General features: G+C 43.6%; 16 protein-coding genes. 2 read left to right on the top strand and 14 right to left on the bottom strand.

Going from position 1 to position 16,419, the window contains the following annotated elements; all coding sequences use genetic code 11:
• Nucleotides 1–4: 4 nt before the first annotated feature.
• Complete coding sequence (locus tag DRB05_RS15780; RefSeq protein ID WP_128727782.1) at nucleotides 5–415, bottom strand: hypothetical protein; 411 nt, start codon at nucleotides 413–415, stop codon at nucleotides 5–7.
• A 106-nt stretch (nucleotides 416–521) separates the two neighbouring features.
• Nucleotides 522–1,679: an endonuclease/exonuclease/phosphatase family protein gene (locus tag DRB05_RS15785; RefSeq protein WP_128727783.1), complete on the bottom strand. Its 1,158-nt coding sequence runs from the start codon at nucleotides 1,677–1,679 to the stop codon at nucleotides 522–524.
• 167 nt (nucleotides 1,680–1,846) lie between these two features.
• On the opposite strand from DRB05_RS15785, the gene DRB05_RS15790 reads away from it, so the two are divergent.
• A complete protein-coding gene (locus DRB05_RS15790; RefSeq protein WP_128727784.1) occupies nucleotides 1,847–3,865 on the top strand; it encodes an ATP-binding protein in 2,019 nt (672 codons plus the stop codon).
• Nucleotides 3,866–3,910: 45 nt separating this feature from the next.
• Here the strand turns inward: DRB05_RS15790 and DRB05_RS15795 are convergent, their stop codons facing one another.
• The 4 genes from DRB05_RS15795 to DRB05_RS15810 all read right to left on the bottom strand — a co-directional run bounded on the left by DRB05_RS15795 (nucleotide 3,911) and on the right by DRB05_RS15810 (nucleotide 9,019).
• Nucleotides 3,911–4,882 carry a RimK family alpha-L-glutamate ligase gene (locus tag DRB05_RS15795; protein ID WP_128727785.1) on the bottom strand — a complete coding sequence of 324 codons (972 nt, stop codon included), beginning with the start codon at nucleotides 4,880–4,882 and terminating at the stop codon, nucleotides 3,911–3,913.
• 169 nt (nucleotides 4,883–5,051) lie between these two features.
• On the bottom strand, nucleotides 5,052–6,335 hold the full coding sequence (locus tag DRB05_RS15800; RefSeq protein WP_240036259.1) for a Glu/Leu/Phe/Val dehydrogenase: 1,284 nt from the start codon (nucleotides 6,333–6,335) through the stop codon (nucleotides 5,052–5,054).
• Nucleotides 6,336–6,426: 91 nt separating this feature from the next.
• Nucleotides 6,427–8,400: a UvrD-helicase domain-containing protein gene (locus DRB05_RS15805; RefSeq protein ID WP_128727787.1), complete on the bottom strand. Its 1,974-nt coding sequence runs from the start codon at nucleotides 8,398–8,400 to the stop codon at nucleotides 6,427–6,429.
• Between the two features lie 157 nt (nucleotides 8,401–8,557).
• Nucleotides 8,558–9,019, bottom strand: a complete 462-nt coding sequence (locus DRB05_RS15810) for an HPP family protein (RefSeq protein WP_088530930.1) — start codon at nucleotides 9,017–9,019, stop codon at nucleotides 8,558–8,560.
• A 110-nt stretch (nucleotides 9,020–9,129) separates the two neighbouring features.
• Here DRB05_RS15810 and DRB05_RS15815 point away from each other — a divergent pair, with 110 nt between their 5' ends.
• Nucleotides 9,130–9,660, top strand: a complete 531-nt coding sequence (locus DRB05_RS15815) for a TetR/AcrR family transcriptional regulator (protein WP_128727788.1) — start codon at nucleotides 9,130–9,132, stop codon at nucleotides 9,658–9,660.
• On the opposite strand, the gene DRB05_RS15820 is transcribed toward DRB05_RS15815, so the two are convergent.
• The 8 genes from DRB05_RS15820 to DRB05_RS15855 form a co-directional block, all read right to left on the bottom strand.
• On the bottom strand, nucleotides 9,650–9,961 hold the full coding sequence (locus DRB05_RS15820; RefSeq protein ID WP_128727789.1) for a YciI family protein: 312 nt from the start codon (nucleotides 9,959–9,961) through the stop codon (nucleotides 9,650–9,652). The two genes, DRB05_RS15815 and DRB05_RS15820, sit on opposite strands and share 11 nt — an antisense overlap.
• 20 nt (nucleotides 9,962–9,981) lie before the next feature.
• Entirely contained in the window at nucleotides 9,982–10,209 is a 228-nt protein-coding gene (locus DRB05_RS15825) for a hypothetical protein (RefSeq protein WP_017218863.1), read from the bottom strand.
• Nucleotides 10,210–10,559: 350 nt separating this feature from the next.
• Entirely contained in the window at nucleotides 10,560–11,438 is an 879-nt protein-coding gene (cyoE, locus tag DRB05_RS15830; protein WP_125253824.1) for a heme o synthase, read from the bottom strand.
• Nucleotides 11,439–11,451: 13 nt separating this feature from the next.
• Nucleotides 11,452–11,811 (bottom strand): cytochrome o ubiquinol oxidase subunit IV, encoded by a 360-nt coding sequence (cyoD, locus tag DRB05_RS15835; RefSeq protein WP_128727790.1) that lies wholly within the window; start codon nucleotides 11,809–11,811, stop codon nucleotides 11,452–11,454.
• Nucleotides 11,811–12,431 (bottom strand): cytochrome o ubiquinol oxidase subunit III, encoded by a 621-nt coding sequence (gene cyoC / locus DRB05_RS15840; RefSeq protein ID WP_125253822.1) that lies wholly within the window; start codon nucleotides 12,429–12,431, stop codon nucleotides 11,811–11,813. Before cyoC ends, cyoD begins: the two co-directional genes overlap by 1 nt.
• Nucleotides 12,432–12,434: 3 nt before the next feature.
• Nucleotides 12,435–14,417, bottom strand: coding sequence for a cytochrome o ubiquinol oxidase subunit I (gene cyoB, locus DRB05_RS15845; protein ID WP_128727791.1), 1,983 nt, complete (start codon nucleotides 14,415–14,417; stop codon nucleotides 12,435–12,437).
• A gap of 2 nt (nucleotides 14,418–14,419) precedes the next feature.
• On the bottom strand, nucleotides 14,420–15,328 hold the full coding sequence (gene cyoA / locus DRB05_RS15850) for a ubiquinol oxidase subunit II (protein WP_128727792.1): 909 nt from the start codon (nucleotides 15,326–15,328) through the stop codon (nucleotides 14,420–14,422).
• Nucleotides 15,329–15,663: 335 nt separating this feature from the next.
• Nucleotides 15,664–16,074, bottom strand: a complete 411-nt coding sequence (locus DRB05_RS15855) for a hypothetical protein (RefSeq protein WP_128727793.1) — start codon at nucleotides 16,072–16,074, stop codon at nucleotides 15,664–15,666.
• Nucleotides 16,075–16,419: the final 345 nt, after the last annotated feature.

Below are 16,419 nucleotides of genomic sequence, written 5' to 3' on the forward strand. Positions count from 1 at the left end.
TCACTCATCTGCATTTGAAATTTAATCGCACATCATAAGGTTTCCCGAGCGCACCATCAGCTATTCCTCCGCTGAGGGTCAAGGCAGCACCGGCGTCGTCTACACTGTTTTTACCAAAAATCCACATAGCGATACCCATTGCATCAACAGCATTAGCCAGCCCATTCTGAGTGACATAAGTACTCTCAGGCGTATCGCTGTTGTAAATAATATCTAGATTTACAACATACGCAACCTGTTCGGTCTGTTTACAATAGTGCTTTGCCTGCCTTAGTGCTTCTTTACTGCCAGCATCGCGGCTATCGGCAAATAACATTATAGTATGCACACCGTCAGAAGAAGGGCGCACATCATCATGATGAGCACACCCAGATAACCAAACCGCTAAACCTACAGTTAATAGAATTCTTTTCATCACACTCTCCTGTTCCATTCAGTGCAAGCTTAGAGGTTATTACGGTTTAGTTCCGTTAGTCATTGTTTAAATTTGTAATAGCAATACCATTGACCAACCGCTGAAGTCACTTAACTTCCACGTCTATCCAAACTAAGCGATGATCGGAACTTGCATGGCGACTTTCCACTAAACGGAATAATTGGTCTTCTTTACTAGGCCAAAAGACCCCGCTGTTAACCAGTTGAAAGCCGAATTTTGAAGGCAGAACATAATCTACGCGTGCACCCCAATGTGCGGTATAACTGCGACTCGCACTTTCCTCGCTATGTTCACTTCCCCCTTCGCTCTGTGGCGTAAAGTTCGAGAATACCTTAGGGTTATCTAATAGCTGCTCTATCACACCCGGTCTATGTTTATCCCCTGTATCAGCAGCATTTAAATCACCGACAATGACAAATCGTGCATCGTTTTTAAGGCCACCTTTGACGCCATTATCATCATAAATGTATTGGCTACGTTTGGGATCGATATAATCAGCCATTAAGCGGATCTCATCGTGATTTCTGTTGCCATTTCTATCCTCTTCACCATCAAACACAGGGGGAGTTGGGTGCATCGCCAGTAGGTGAAATAGTTTGCCGTTCACTTCAATAGGCAAGTCCCAGTGAGACTTTGAGCTTAGCCTCAAGTTTTTCCACTCTTGCTCACTATACCAAGGTTGCTTCGTCGTCGGATCTATTGTCACCCTGTGGTCTGGCATATCTTTCCAAAGAAATGTCTGCAAGGTTCGGGCTTGCTCTTTTTTAATCGGATACTTTGATAGTACAACCATTCCATATTGACCTTCATATAACCCAAACCCTTGGGCATCACCGCCATAGTTAGATTGCTTGCCGTCATTATCTAAATCATACGGTGTTGGTAATCCAGTATTGACTGGCGCAATATAAAAGTAAGGGTAAGATATCGGCTGCTGGTCCGCTTGAGGTTGCGCTAGATAGTTATTTACAAATGCCTGCACACCTTTATTTGGCTCAGCGATGTAATCAAATTCATTGAGCAAAATCACATCTGGGCGAACACGCTGAATAATTTCTGCAATATTTCTTATTTGTTGGTGCTGACCATTTTGTAGCAATTGACTCAACTTCTGTGAGTCAATTGCTTGCCCTTTTTCTTGGTAGTTCGTTGCTTCCATACTGACATTAAAGGTAGCAACACGAAGTGTTTGTGCACTTACTGCCGTTGTCATTAATAAAAAAAATAGACCTACGTATTTCATAGACTTGCCTTAAAAATTTGTGATAAATCCCGCGAGCTCTATTTTATTCATAATCCTTTGAAAAACGGAAATTATCTCGACAGATTCAAACGATTTAATGTTGGCAAGTTGGCAAAGAGCGGTTAAAGTTAAATGATTAGCCGCTTTGTACTGTCAACGTGAAATTTGTGAGTATTTTAAAACGATTACACCTCATCACCACAAACCAAGACACCACATTTGAAGAAAAAGTGACGGCGCTGCTTACGCTTGGCCTCGATGTATTTGAGCTTGATATTGCAATCGTCAGTGAAATTCAAGCTGACGTATACACTGTAAGGCATGCGATCACTCCAGATAATTCTTTGTTGGCAGGTACGGACTTTGAACTGGCAAACACCTATTGCTGGCATACTTTACAAGCAGACAGCGCACTGTCTTTTCATCACGCAGGTACTAGCGAAATTGCCACTCACCCTTGCTACGCAAACTTTGGCCTAGAGAGCTACATTGGCGCGCCGATCATTGTTGATGGTAAACGCTATGGTACCGTCAACTTTTCCGCATCCAGTGCCAAAGCACAGGCGTTCAGTCAAGAACACTTAGATTACGTGAGTTTACTAGGTCAATGGATTGGTGTTGAAATTTCTCGGCAAAAGGCGTTAAAGAAGATACAACATCGCTCACAAGCATTAGCAGCGATGAGCCGTCTTGCTGATATTGGCTCATGGGAAGTCGATTTTAAAAAGAACAAAGTGTATTGGAGCCAACAAACGCGACTCATTCACGGCGTTGATGATAACTTTATACCAACACTCGACAATGCTATCAGCTTTTACAAATCTGGCGCCCACCAAAGTAATATTAAACAAGCCATAGACGACGCTATCACCTCAAAAACCAAATGGGATATCGAATCCATTATCATTGATGCCAACGGCAACGAAAAGTGGGTCGCCTCTCACGGTCAAGGTGAATATGAAAATGGTGAATGCGTCCGAGTTTTTGGTGCCATTCAAGATATTGATGAACAAGTTAAAATGCGTATTGCATTAGAGCAAAAACGTGAAGAGGCGGAGCAACTTCTCAAGACGCGGAGTGAATTTATCGCCAAAATCAGCCATGAATTAAGAACCCCGCTAAATGGTTTAGTAGGCATGCTTCAAGCATGCAAAAAAGAAACCGACATAAAAGAAATCAAAAGCAACTTGAGCGTTGCGGTCAACAGTGCAGACATGTTGATCACCTTAATAAATGACGTTTTGGACTTCAGTAAGCTAAATAGTAATAACCTGAAGCTAGACAATACTCCGTTTGATCTTCATCAGCTAGTCGAGCAAGTTGTAGGCCTGTACAGTCCAGCCTGTCGCGAAAAAGGACTTTCAATCAACTTCCATGTAAACAAAAAAGGGACAGGTTGGCTCTATTCAGATCCAACCCGAGTTAAGCAAATTATTGCTAACCTTGTGAGCAACGCCATCAAATTTACGCCAACGGGTAGTGTCGATATTTATGCCGATGTACTTGAAAGTGACACTTCACCGGTTCTACAATTAAGTGTCTCAGATACAGGCATCGGTATTGCAAAGTCCAATCAATCACACCTTTTTCAACCATTTAGCCAAGGCGATGCCAGTGTAAGTCGGCATTTTGGTGGGACTGGTCTTGGCCTTTCCATCGTATTTGAGCTCTGTAACTTGTTGCAAGGCGGAGTAAAGGTTGAAAGTGAGTTGGGTAAAGGAAGTACCTTTATCGTTACCTTCCCAATAGAATTTGCAGACGAGGCAGACGACGTACGAGAGCAAAAGACTGAAGAACAGCCCATCTCCCTATCAGAATGTAAAATCCTGCTTGTAGATGATAACCAAATCAACGTACTGGTGATGGAAAAGTTACTGAATCAGTTTGGTGCAACGCACATCGACAAAGTTTATAACGGCGAGCAAGCCGTAAAATCATGCCAAAACAAAACCTTTAATATTGTGTTTATGGATTGCGTCATGCCGATAATGGATGGCTTCGAAGCCACTCGCAGCATTCGTAGGCTTTCAAAAGATAAACGCAAAGGGCCGCATATTATTGCGTTGACCGCTAATACTTCAGAGTCCGACAAGGCAGCCTGTTATGAAGCTGGGATGGATAACTTTCTGTCTAAGCCAATTCAGCTTGACGCACTAAGAGGCGCGCTTGAGCCCTTCACGCAATAAAAAAGGAGCTTGACCTAGCTCCTTTCGTGTTATGACGTAGCAGTATTACTCCACTACTTTCTCTTTACTCGCTTTAGTGCCGTTACTGCTCTTCTTTGATTGACCAGTGCGGTTAAAGATCCCTAAGCGAATACGAATAAAGTGTAAAATCTCTCTCGCCACATCGATGTCTACAGCTTGTTCAAGTCCCTCAAATCCTGGACTTGAGTTTGCTTCACAAATTTTAAAATGCTCTTCATCAAATAATAAATCGATGCCAGCGACATCTAGATTCAGGATATTAGCGGTTTGTGTTGCTAGCCATTCGATTTCAGGGGTGATCGGGTGTGGGCTACCTTTTGCACCTAAACTTACATTGGCCTTAAAGTTCTTACCACCAGAGTTGCGCTCCATACAAGCGACAGCACGGCCACCAATGGTTAATACACGTAGGTCTCGACCGTGACTCGACTTAACAAAACGCTGCAAAATGATATTTGCTTTTGGATTTGTTGCTTCAATGAGTTGCATCAAATCATCAAATTCACCGCGTGATTTTGACAAAAATACGCCGCTGCCCTGCGAGCCTGATAGCGTTTTAATCACGACAGGGAAACCAATTTGCTTCTCCACCAGTTCAATATTTACAGGAAACTTAACCAGCATGGTTTTTGGTGTTGGTAAGTTTTGCTCTGCAAGGATCTGCTGAGCATACAGCTTATCTTTGACGGTTTCGATAGACTGCGAAGAGTTAAAACAATGTACGCCTAAACGCTCAAGGTGACGGATGATCGCAAGCGTAAAGTAAGTCGTGCCTGCCCCCATACGTGGCAATACAAAGTCAGGTAACGCAACGGGCTGACCATCGATTAGAATACTTTCTTCATCTTCCCTGGTTACTAATAGATCGAATTGATCTGGTGAGTAAACTTGAAGATCAATACCTTCTTCCTTTGCCACCGCCATTAATCTATCTATTTCATAAATTTCAGGTTTTAACAAACTGGCAGAGTCTTTGTAAATGATCCAACCGCGCATACGAATTGCCCCTTGAGTAGCGGAATAAAAGGGTCGCTGTCGACACGAATCGTTAAGTGAAAACACCCAAGCAGGTTCGTGTATCACCGGCCCCTAAACAAAAGCGCGATTATGTGGACTCACTCAAAAACAGTACAGCAAAAAAAATTTATCGACACAATCTAAAAAGTTACTCACGATTTTCAAAGTAAGATTGTGTTCCATGAGCCTCCAAAGCACTTTCTATGCGCTGTAATGCCAGCTTGTATACAGCATCTCTCATCTCAAGCCCTTCATCACTTCGCAGCTGCCACGCTTCTTCAAATGCATTCGATAAATATTTTGACAACTTATCTTGCACAGTTTGCTCATCCCAAGCTTCTCCTTGGCGATTCTGACACCACTCAAAATAGCTTACGATGACTCCACCTGCGTTAGCTAAAATATCAGGAACAACTATAATGCCCTGCTGATGCAAGATTTCGTCGGCGTCTGCCTCAATGGGCCCGTTGGCAATTTCTATAATATACTTCGCCGATACTGCTTTGGCGTTATCTCGGGTGATTGCGCCAGATAAAGCCGCGGGTACTAGAATGTCTACTTCCAGCGCGAGTAACTCTTCATTGCTCAGCACCTTATGTTCAACGCTTTCACATACAGAATCGTCACAGTACACGGCTTTAAGCGCTTTGTTGCGTTGCTTTTCTTGATAAATGCTTTCTATATCTAAGCCATCTTTACAGTAAATCCCACCTTTTGAATCGCTTACTGCAACGACTTTATAACCCGCTTGCTGCAACAGCCTTGCACAGTGATAACCACCATTACCAAAGCCTTGAATAGCTACCGTTTGTTCAGCTTTATTCCAATTATTCTTTTCACTGAGTCGCTCTATCATTAAGAATGCACCGCGACCTGTGGCGGATTCTCGTCCTTCACTACCACCAAAAATAAGCGGTTTACCAGTGATCACGGCAGGACTTTTTTTACGGACGATTTTCTCGTATTCGTCCATCATCCAGCCCATAATCCTAGCATTGGTGTACACATCCGGAGCAGGAATATCTTGATCGGGTCCAATAAAATCAGCATTAGCTCTGATGTATGCTCGAGCAAGGCGCTCAAGCTCCATGGGACTTAGTGATTTAGGATCAACGGTTACGGCACCTTTACCGCCACCAAATGGCACACCAACCGCTGCACACTTTAGCGTCATCCAAAGGGCTAAAGCTTGCACCTCACTCATATCAGATTCTTGATGGAAGCGTATTCCGCCTTTTGTTGGACCTAGCAAATCATTGTATTGACAACGATACGCCTTAAAATAATCAAGTTTACCGTTGTCACGACGAATTGAGATATTGCTCGACAGCGTTCTTTGAGGCTGGGCTAACGCTTGATAGGTAGACTCGTTAATTCCTGTCTTTTCGACTATATGATTTAATCTTTTCAACGCGTCTTTTAGTAGATCCATACTCATCCTTTCCTCGCTTATTTTTAATTCAACAAGTAATTGTATGAGTGCATGGCGCCAAAAGATCAAGTCAATTAACTGGGATTAATAATTATGCGATTTCCTCTAAGAAGTAGGAAGGCGCATCATTTGGTGCTAATAAAAAGCATTGTTTCTTCGCTCTGGTTAATGCCACATAGAATAAACGCCGCTCTTCTGCGTCAGGAAATGCCCCTTGTGCAGGTAAAAGCGCATCGACAAATGCTGGCGTTTTTACCTGTGACGGAAAGTTTCTATGCTTGAGACCAAATACTATCGTAAAGTCTGCTTCAGTCCCTTTAGCACCGTGAAAGGTGTTATGTGAAATAATAAGCTCTGGATAGAGTTGCCGCCACTGCGCAATTTTTGATTTATCAGGTAATGCTTTATGATTTCTCGCCAGTAAGGCAACGGAAGTTTTCCCCTCATTGCGCTGCTCAATATGATTGAGCAGTTGTTGCGCCTGCGACAATTCATCATCAACCATCACTTTCACTACGCCCTGTCCTGCCACGCCTGTGGTATGAGAAGTGATATGCTTGGTTATTTGTTCTGGATTGCGGCAAATAAACTCACTCGCCGTGTCTAAAATGGTTTGAGGATAACGGAATGTTTTATCCAAGTATGTGGTCGTCGACTTTCCAAAATAGCGAGTAAATTCGGTGGTTAGGCGCATATCTCCACCACTAAAGCGATAAATAGCCTGCCAATCATCACCAACGGCGAACAATTGCGATCCGGCTTTTTTATCTAGCAGCACCTGAATGAGCTTTGCCCGCACACGGGAAATGTCTTGAAATTCGTCGACCAAGATGAACTTCCACGGTGAAATAAACTGACCAGACTCTACGTAATAAATAGCCCGCTCCAGCATATCATCGAAATCAATGCTAGATTCATTGCTTAAATACAGCTGATATTCCGCAAGAACTGGCATGATCACACTCATTTGATTGCTAAATTGCGTCAGCAGTTGCTCAACCTCTCCCATGATTTGAGCATGCTTTATCAATGGTAATACCTGACTTATCAGGTCTATCGCCTGTGACGCTTGCTGTGTGCTCGAACTTTTCAAAAACAGCGCAAAGTCTCGCTCAAAGTGGCTTTCTTGTCGCAACGACTGCACGGTGTCTGCAATAAATTGTTTAAATAGTTTTTTATCCGTTGCTAGATTTGAAATTGTCGGCTTTACTCCGGTAATCGCTTCGATGATCTGCATGCCAAGTGAATGAAAGGTAGAGCAATTTAAGGTATCACAGAGAGGCTGACAACGCTGACGCATCTCCGTCGCAGCATCATTACCATACGCAAGCAATAACAGCTCATTCGCCTGAGCTAATTTACGATGCAAGAGATACCCAACTTTGGCCTTGATAACGCTTGTCTTACCCGTGCCTGCGCCAGCGAGCAGTAATTGCCTGTCATCCTGGATCACACAAGCCTTACGCTGAGCTGCTGTAAGGGGATTTGATTCAACGCTGTCAAAATAGTTAGCGTCTTTTGCCAAGTAGTGTTCAACAAAAGCAGACTGAAACTCAGCAATATCACGCTCATTCCAAAGTGCAATTTCTCGTACAGTTGCTACTTGAGGCTTTAACGAACTTGGCACGGCATTGTCATCTAGGTGCTGCCAACTAGACCATAAAGCACTGCAAATCTGACGCACTAGACTTTGATTATGATGGCTGAGATATCGACGCGTTAATAACTGCTCAATTTTACGAACTTTAACTTGCAAGTGCTTGCCATGGTGTAAGATCCACAATCGTTGCAATTGTTGCACTAACTCATCTGCACCTTGATTTTTAACACTTAACACATAGGTCTCGTGACCCTGTTTGATCAGGACTTTTTGAGCAAACCAACCACGCTGAGGTGCTGGCGGAACTGTCATAGTGCTAAAGGGGATGAAACTATCAGCAGATTTCGACTTAAGGTGGAGGCCTTCTTTCGTACATTTGCCACCACGTACCCCATAAAACAGCCGACTAAAGAGATGTAATGCTATCAATTGGTCAATCAGACAAAGTAATTCCGTTGCCGCCATGCTAGCACGAAACCCAAAAACGCGCTTAATGAAATTTTGTCATCGCTATTTATTTTTTATTAATTTCAATGAACTAGTCTTAGTCTAATACCTAGCTAACAGATTGTGCGGCTTAATGTTTAAGAAGGCAGGCGAATAAGGCCTGCACATCAACATATCAAGCAGCTGTTACTGTAGTTAGCTTTGTTTTAGCCGCTAACGTTGCTTTACCAACCAGTACGAGCACCACGGCACCAATAATCACAGGCGTAAATAAAAAGCTCCATCCCTCTAGTGCCAACATGATCAGTATTGGATTCGCGCCAGCCGGTGGGTGGGTAGTTTTTGTTACTAACATACTAAATACGCCAAGCCCCGTTGCTAATGCCAAAGTGAATTCGTTAACACCAATATACTGCGCAAAAATAATCCCGATTGTAGCGGTAATAATATGTCCAAAGATGACGTTTTTAGGCTGCGCAAGTGGGCTTTCAGGCACACCAAATACCAGCACAGCGGTTGCGCCCAAAGGTGCCATTAAAAAAATATGCTCAGCACTTATCGTTTGACTAAACGCCAATATTGCAATGGCGATAAACGCCCCAGCTCCAGCAATTAAAGCAAGTTGTATTTCTCTCATTGTATTCTTTCCCTTTCCAAAAAGCAGACCAACTTGTCTACCTCACAAATGGTAGACAAGTTGGTCTACTTCTGTCAACCTATAATCACGGTAATAAACATGGCTGACTGATGAGTATAAAAAAACAACAACTGATTGATTGCGCAATGGGGCTGTTTTATCAACATGGCATTCATGCCATTGGCATTAACGAAGTATTAAAGTCATCTGGCATTGCTAAAAAAACCCTATACAACCATTTTGAAAGTAAAGAGGCGCTGGTGCTTGCAACACTTGAGCTGCGGCATCACCTATTTATATCTTGGTTATCTCGTTGCCTTGAAAATGTCCAGACGAGTGAAATGCTCGAAAAGCAACTGTTCTTGGCACTAGATCAGTGGATTAATAATAAGGTGGAGGTACTGGGCGAATTCCGTGGTTGTTACTTTATTAACACAGCGGCAGAATTTGGTGAGCTTAGCAGCCCAATTAATCAACTATGCCAGCGGCACAAACTTGCGGTAAAAGCGTTACTCAAACAATCGCTCAACGACGCTGATGATGCCGCTGTCGAGCGTCTGTTCATATTGGGCGAAGGGATTATTTCAACGGCGTATACCTGTCACGATACTAGCGTGGCCAAGCGGGCACTCAAGAATTAAGGTATTTCTCCACTTCTGTAAAGCAAGATGAAAACTTGCTTGGTACAAACTCGATAATGTCATACCGAGCCACCTCGGCGACATAAAAGGGATCTTGACGCACAATATCAAGTAGCTCAGCTTCACTACTCGCCTTTGCCAAAATAACCCCACCAGTTCGTGGGATTTTTCTGCCAGAGGCGATAAAAGTACCATTGGCATAGAAGCGATCTAAAAACGCAATGTGAGGGGCGAGCAGCGGCTCTACCTGTTCAATTTCGGTAATATAAGTAAGATTAACAATAAATATTGAAGCTGACATTAAACTAGTTTCCTGTGAGATTATGGTTCTGATTTGGGTGCTTTTTTACGTTGTTCTTGTTTGGCTTTCGCGACATTTTTAAAAACGGGTGGTGGAATAGGGAAAAGCGAAATGAGCGGCATCAAAGCCAAAAATAGATAAGCGCCTTTTGGCATTTTTTTGGCCCATAGCACGACCTTAAAAAGTAAAAAGGACGCGATAAAAATCGCCGTAAATAACAACAATACTTCTGTGATCCCTATATCCATTATTATCTTCTCATCTATTCAATAAGCTTGATATGGAGATAAAATGGGTAAAAAGCAAGCGACGTAAAATAATACCAACTTGCTTAATTAAGTGGTCTATTTTGAGGCGAGAAAATCTTGTCGATAACTCCGCTACCGCGTCCTGCTTTCGCTAAGGTACCTACATCCATATAGGCAAGGCAAAAATTTTGCTATTTAGTTGTTCTAAATAAGAAATTTTTAACGCTGTTAGCGTCAGATTTACTCCTTCAAATTGAGCAAGTATTAAGTCAAATTGGTATAAACTAAGATAAGAACGAAAAAAGGCCCTGAGGGCCTTTGGATTTTAGTTACTTTGGGATAATCTGCGATCAGTACAGCATCGCAGAAACTGTGCTGTGATTATCAATCGCCATCGCGATACTTAGGACTGTGATATTGACTATTGAGAATGCAAATACTTGCCTCGCCCAACCATGTAAATCTGAGTCTCTTTGGTACCCTTTTAGCGCCATCAATAACCACCAAAAACTGGTTGTACAGGCCACCGCCATAAATGCTACACCGGTGTAGCCGCTAAGCGGTAGTAACATCACCACCAGTGCATAAATGGCGATATACAAAACAATATGATGCTTGGCCTTTTCAACACCTTGCGCGACTGGCAACACCGGAATATTCGCGGCTCGGTAATCGTCAAAACGGAAAATCGCAATGGCGTAAGAGTGCGGCATTTGCCAAAGACAAAACATCAATAATAAAATGGCAGCGCCAGAGTCAAACACCCCGCTTACTGCGCAGTAACCAACCACAGGAGGCACTGCCCCTGACAGGCTACCAACCACCGTGCCATACACTGAGTTTCGCTTCATGTATAAGCTGTAAACACCGACATAAATAAAAAACCCAAATGCGGCAAAACCCAGCGCAATCCAATTGGTGAAATAGGCTAAGAGCCCAAAGCCAGATAATCCGAGTACCAGACTATGTGACAGTGCAGCAACTGAGGAAATTTCCCCAGTTACTGTCACGCGAGTTTTAGTGCGAGCCATTGCCGCATCGATATCCCTGTCGATGACATTGTTAACTACACAACCTGACGCAACGACTAAAGATAGCCCTAGCAGAGTCAATGCAAATAGCAGCCAATCAACTTCACCTCGAGAGGCCAATAAAAAGCCTCCTGCGACTGAAATCAAGTTTCCCATAATGATCCCAGGTTTTGTCACCTGAAAATAACGACGCAGCATGACAACTCTCCTGTTAATACATCATCATGGCGTTCGATTCGTAGATGATCCAGACCGACAGCCCCACTACCATCACAATAATCAACGCACTAAAGATAAAGGAAAGCGTGCTTGCCTTACCTTCTTCCGTAACAAAGTTCAGGTGTAAAAAGTACTTCAGGTGCACCCAAATTTGCACTAACGCCGTTGTCACTAACGTCCAAAATGTCGTGCTAGATGACAAGCTGCCACTCATCACGGCAGCAAAAGGAATGGCTGTCAATATAACGGATAGCACAAAACCAATTAGATACGACTTCACACTACCGTGGCTGTCGTGTTCATGCTGATGAACATCCATCTGTGCTGACGCTTGAGATCCACTATGGCTCATTACATTGCCCCCATTAAATAAACAACGGTAAATACACAGATCCACACGATATCTAAAAAGTGCCAAAACAAGCTTAAGCAGCTCAAACGCGTTACCGTTTGTGGCTTAAGACCACGACGTGTCACTTCAATCATCATCACAGTCATCCAAATCAAGCCTGCCGTCACATGCATACCGTGCAGACCCACTAATGAGAAGAAAGAAGTCAAAAAAGCACTATTTTGCGGTCCATGACCGTGTACTATTAAGTGATGAAATTCATACACTTCCATGCCAATGAACACCGCACCAAAGGCAAATGTCACCGCAAGCCAAGATAAGGTTTGCGACTTTTTCTGTTTGTTTGCCGCAATCATGGCAAAACCAAAAGTAATACTACTTAACAGTAAGGCTGCGGTTTCAACCGCAACAAAACCCAGCTCAAAGATATCTTTGCCAGACACGCCACCTGCTGTGTTCATGTACAACACAGCATAAGTGGCAAAGAAAGAGGCAAACAACAAACAATCCGTCATCAGATATAGCCAAAAACCAAATATGGTATTTGAACCTGTGTCATGATCTGCATGCTCGTGAGCATCTTCTAACGCATGCAGCGTATCGGGAGTAATAGCACTCATGAATTAACCCTCCTGTAATGCACGAGAAAGGTGGGCAGACTCAATCTGCTCAATCTCGTCAACCTGAACATAATAATCAACATCGCGGGTGTAACAACGCTTAATAAATACCGAGATAGCACTGACTAACCCCACCGCCGCTAACCACCAAATATGCCAGATCATGGCAAAGCAAAACGCGGTCAATGACGCACTGATAAGCACTCCTGCGGGGGTATTTTTTGGCATGTGAATAGGCTGATAGTGTGCAGGCTTTTGGTATGCCTGTCCCTGCTCTTTCATTTCTGTCCAAGCGTCAATATCGTCAACCACAGGAGTTGTCGCGAAGTTGTAGTACTGCGGGGGAGAGTCCGTAGACCACTCCAGCGTATGCCCGTTCCACGGATCGCCTGTGGTGTCTTGCAATTGCTCGCGGTTTTTGTAGCTCACCACTAGCTGTACCACTTGGAAAACTATCCCAAACATAATGATAAAGGCACCAATACACGCGATGTATAGCCAAATATTCCACTCTGGCGTGTTGGTATGATTAAGGCGACGCGTCATGCCTAAGAAGCCGAGCACATAAAGCGGCATAAAGGCTACAAAAAAGCCAACTAACCAGCACCAGAATGAGGCTTTACCCCAACGCTCATCAAGCTTGTAACCCATCACTTTAGGGAACCAGTAAGCAAAACCCGCCAGATAACCAAACACTGCCCCACCGATAATGGTGTTATGGAAATGTGCAATTAGGAAAAGACTGTTGTGCAGCACATAGTCCGCGCCAGGAATCGCAAGCAGTACGCCAGTCATCCCACCAACGGTAAAGGTCACCATAAACCCTAACGTCCAAAGGACCGGCACCGTGATCCGCAAACGACCGCGATACATGGTAAATAACCAGTTAAAGAGTTTTACTCCCGTCGGGACCGCAATGACCATCGTCATGACCCCAAAGAAAGCATTAACATTAGCGCTTGAACCCATAGTAAAGAAGTGATGTAGCCAAACAATAAAGCCCAAAATAGAAATCGCACCGCTGGCGTACACCATCGACTTATAGCCAAACAGGCGTTTGCCTGTAAAGGTTGAAATAATTTCTGAGAAAATCCCAAACGCAGGCAAGATCAAAATATAAACTTCAGGGTGACCCCATGCCCAGAACAGGTTGATATACATCATGGCATTACCACCGGCTTCATTGGTGAAGAAGTGGAAGTCCATATAACGGTCAAGCGTTAGCATCGCCAGCACCGCAGTAAGAATTGGGAAAGACGCCGCAACTAGGATATTTGCCCAAGTACAAGTCCAAGTAAAAATAGGCATTTTCATTAGCGTCATGCCAGGTGCACGCATCTTAAATACGGTTACCAAGAAATTCACAGCGGTGAGCAATGTCCCAAGTCCGGATATTTGCAGTGCCCAAATATAGTAATCAACCCCGACACCGGGACTAAACGACAACTCCGACAATGGCGGATACGCAACCCAACCGGTTTTTGCAAACTCACCAAATGCCAAGGATAAGTTGATCAGAATTGCCCCGCCCGCCGTCAACCAAAAACTGAGGTTATTCAAAAACGGAAAGGCAACATCTCTAGCACCAATTTGCAGTGGCAAGATGATATTCATCAAACCAATCATAAATGGCATCGCCATAAAGATGATCATGATCACCCCGTGTGCAGTGAAGATCTGGTCATAGTGCTCAGGAGGTAAGTAACCGGCAGCGCCGCTTGTGGCCATCGCCAGCTGTGTGCGCATCATGATGGCGTCGGCAAAACCACGCATTAACATAATTAATGCCAAGATAATGTACATCACGCCTAGGCGTTTATGATCGATTGAAGTAATCCAATCGTGCCACAGCACGCCCCATTTTTTGTGTTTTGTGACCATTGCAGCCACAATTAGACCAACAATCGCCACCACAGCTAACGTCACCATAATGATGGGTTCGTGATAAGGGATTGCCTCGATGGATAATTTACCAAACAACGACATAATTACTCCTCAGCCTTGCCGTGATGTGGATGCGCAGCATGCTCTGGTTTGGCGTAATAACTCATTTCGCCATGGCCCTGCATGTACTTCATAACTATGGTGTGGAATAAGCCCTGCTCTACCGAGCCAAAATATTCAACGGGGTGATATTCCGAAGGCTCAGCCAGTTGCGTGTAACGACCTGCGGTTAAGGCTTCGCCGTTTGCTTTGACATCGGCAACCCAGTTATCAAAACTTGCTTTGTCTTTGGTCGCAATGGCATCGAACTTCATACCCGTAAAGCCCGCTCCGCTGTAGTTAGCAGAAAAGCCTCTGAACGTCCCCGGCTCGTTGGCAATCAGGTGAAGCTGCGTTTCCATCCCTGCCATCGAGTAGATTTGACTACCGAGCTGCGGAATAAAGAAAGAGTTCATGGTGCTTTCGGAAGTGATTTTGTACTCCACCGGGACATTCGCTGGAAACACCAGTTCATTCACGCTGGCAATGCCTTGATCTGGATAGATAAATAACCACTTCCAGTTTAGCGATACCACTTGAACGGTGAGATGTTCTCCTTTGCCCTCCAACGGCTTGTATGGATCAAGCGATTGTGTAGAACGCCAGGTGATCACCCCAAGTACAATAATAATCACAATCGGAATGGTCCAAACCACGGCTTCTATTTTGTTAGAGTGAGCCCATTTAGGTGCATAGATTTCGTGGTCACGACCATCTCGGTACTTCCACGCAAAATATAAGGTAAGAATAATTACTGGTACTACAACGAGCAACATCAGTACAGTGGCAATGATGATCAAGGACTTCTCATCCATGCCAATTTGCCCCTTGGGATCCAAAATGCCACCATTACAACCGGTGAGCATTAGCCCCAATGAAGCGAGCACATAATTCACGACACTACGTTTATTCAATTGATTACCCTTCAACGATAAGCTGCGGCTTATTTATCAAGCACGCTGAGTATCTATTTGTGCAAGCTATGCTGCACAAGTTCGAATTGCACTGTATCCATCAGGGAAAATACATTAGTGAAGGGAAATACTCCTTTGATACCAGCCACTAACCATTTACCAAATAATCGACACAGTAAACGGACAATCACATTTGCTAAGCTTACAATTCGCCCTAAAAGGACTGTAAGTAGCCGATTAATGTAATTGAAACTGAATTGCTGACTGCTGACCCAAATCGCTTAAATCAAACACATTGGATTAAAATATTGCAATTACGCAAACAGACAGCGGTATCAAAAAGGAGGAGCACGACAACCATGTGCGCTCGGCACTGGTTGAGGGTGAATAGCCTCTGTAGAGGCGAATGCCATTTTGCGCAGCACGATACCAGCGCGTGTAGGCAAAATAGTATGGAAAACTAGCCAATAAATACCTATCAATAATTGCAATGACAAGATAGGTTGAGCCAAAAACGCTCCGAGCATCACCAACACAGAGTCAGGTAATGAATTATCTGCAAAAAGAGCTTCTAATTCAGCTACATCACCTAGCATGCCAGTGAATAATAATGCCGTGTTAAACATCATCAATGCGCTTAGTACACTGAAAATACGACCGAATAACTGCGCACGCGTCATCGCACAACCTTGATAGGTCGTGTCGTCAGTGGTAGCAGTATGTCGAGCATAGCTTAACGGAGGCACAGATTATCCTGATGTTTTTATCTTGATAGAATTGATTAGTTCAGAGCTTTCAGTCTAAACTGAAAGTTCGCAGCGAGTATAACAAAGTCACTATTCGATTCAAGCGATATCTGCAATGATCTATATCAAACTTTCTTAATCTATCCCTATCCTAAACATTCCCTAATAAGACAAAATTCTTAAGCGCACTTATTAGCAATAATTCTCATTCACAATCATTTACAAAACGTAAATATTAACATTTATATTAACTATCAATTAGATAGCAACCTGCACGACTTAACGCCTTATTCATCTTTTGTTCATGCTATTTATTTTTGGTTCGTTCTAAGTATGATCCCCGCC

It is taken from the genome of Pseudoalteromonas sp. A757 (assembly GCF_004103285.1).
GTDB lineage: Bacteria > Pseudomonadota > Gammaproteobacteria > Enterobacterales > Alteromonadaceae > Pseudoalteromonas > Pseudoalteromonas galatheae.

Coding starts and splice junctions, on each gene's coding strand:
- DRB05_RS15780 (WP_128727782.1), bottom strand. CDS start 415: ATGAAAAGAATTCTATTAACTGTAGGTTTAGCGGTTTGGTTATCTGGG.
- DRB05_RS15785 (WP_128727783.1), bottom strand. CDS start 1,679: ATGAAATACGTAGGTCTATTTTTTTTATTAATGACAACGGCAGTAAGT.
- DRB05_RS15795 (WP_128727785.1), bottom strand. CDS start 4,882: ATGCGCGGTTGGATCATTTACAAAGACTCTGCCAGTTTGTTAAAACCT.
- DRB05_RS15800 (WP_240036259.1), bottom strand. CDS start 6,335: ATGGATCTACTAAAAGACGCGTTGAAAAGATTAAATCATATAGTCGAA.
- DRB05_RS15805 (WP_128727787.1), bottom strand. CDS start 8,400: ATGGCGGCAACGGAATTACTTTGTCTGATTGACCAATTGATAGCATTA.
- DRB05_RS15810 (WP_088530930.1), bottom strand. CDS start 9,019: ATGAGAGAAATACAACTTGCTTTAATTGCTGGAGCTGGGGCGTTTATC.
- DRB05_RS15815 (WP_128727788.1), top strand. CDS start 9,130: ATGAGTATAAAAAAACAACAACTGATTGATTGCGCAATGGGGCTGTTT.
- DRB05_RS15820 (WP_128727789.1), bottom strand. CDS start 9,961: ATGTCAGCTTCAATATTTATTGTTAATCTTACTTATATTACCGAAATT.
- DRB05_RS15825 (WP_017218863.1), bottom strand. CDS start 10,209: ATGGATATAGGGATCACAGAAGTATTGTTGTTATTTACGGCGATTTTT.
- cyoE (WP_125253824.1), bottom strand. CDS start 11,438: ATGCTGCGTCGTTATTTTCAGGTGACAAAACCTGGGATCATTATGGGA.
- cyoD (WP_128727790.1), bottom strand. CDS start 11,811: ATGAGCCATAGTGGATCTCAAGCGTCAGCACAGATGGATGTTCATCAG.
- cyoC (WP_125253822.1), bottom strand. CDS start 12,431: ATGAGTGCTATTACTCCCGATACGCTGCATGCGTTAGAAGATGCTCAC.
- cyoB (WP_128727791.1), bottom strand. CDS start 14,417: ATGTCGTTGTTTGGTAAATTATCCATCGAGGCAATCCCTTATCACGAA.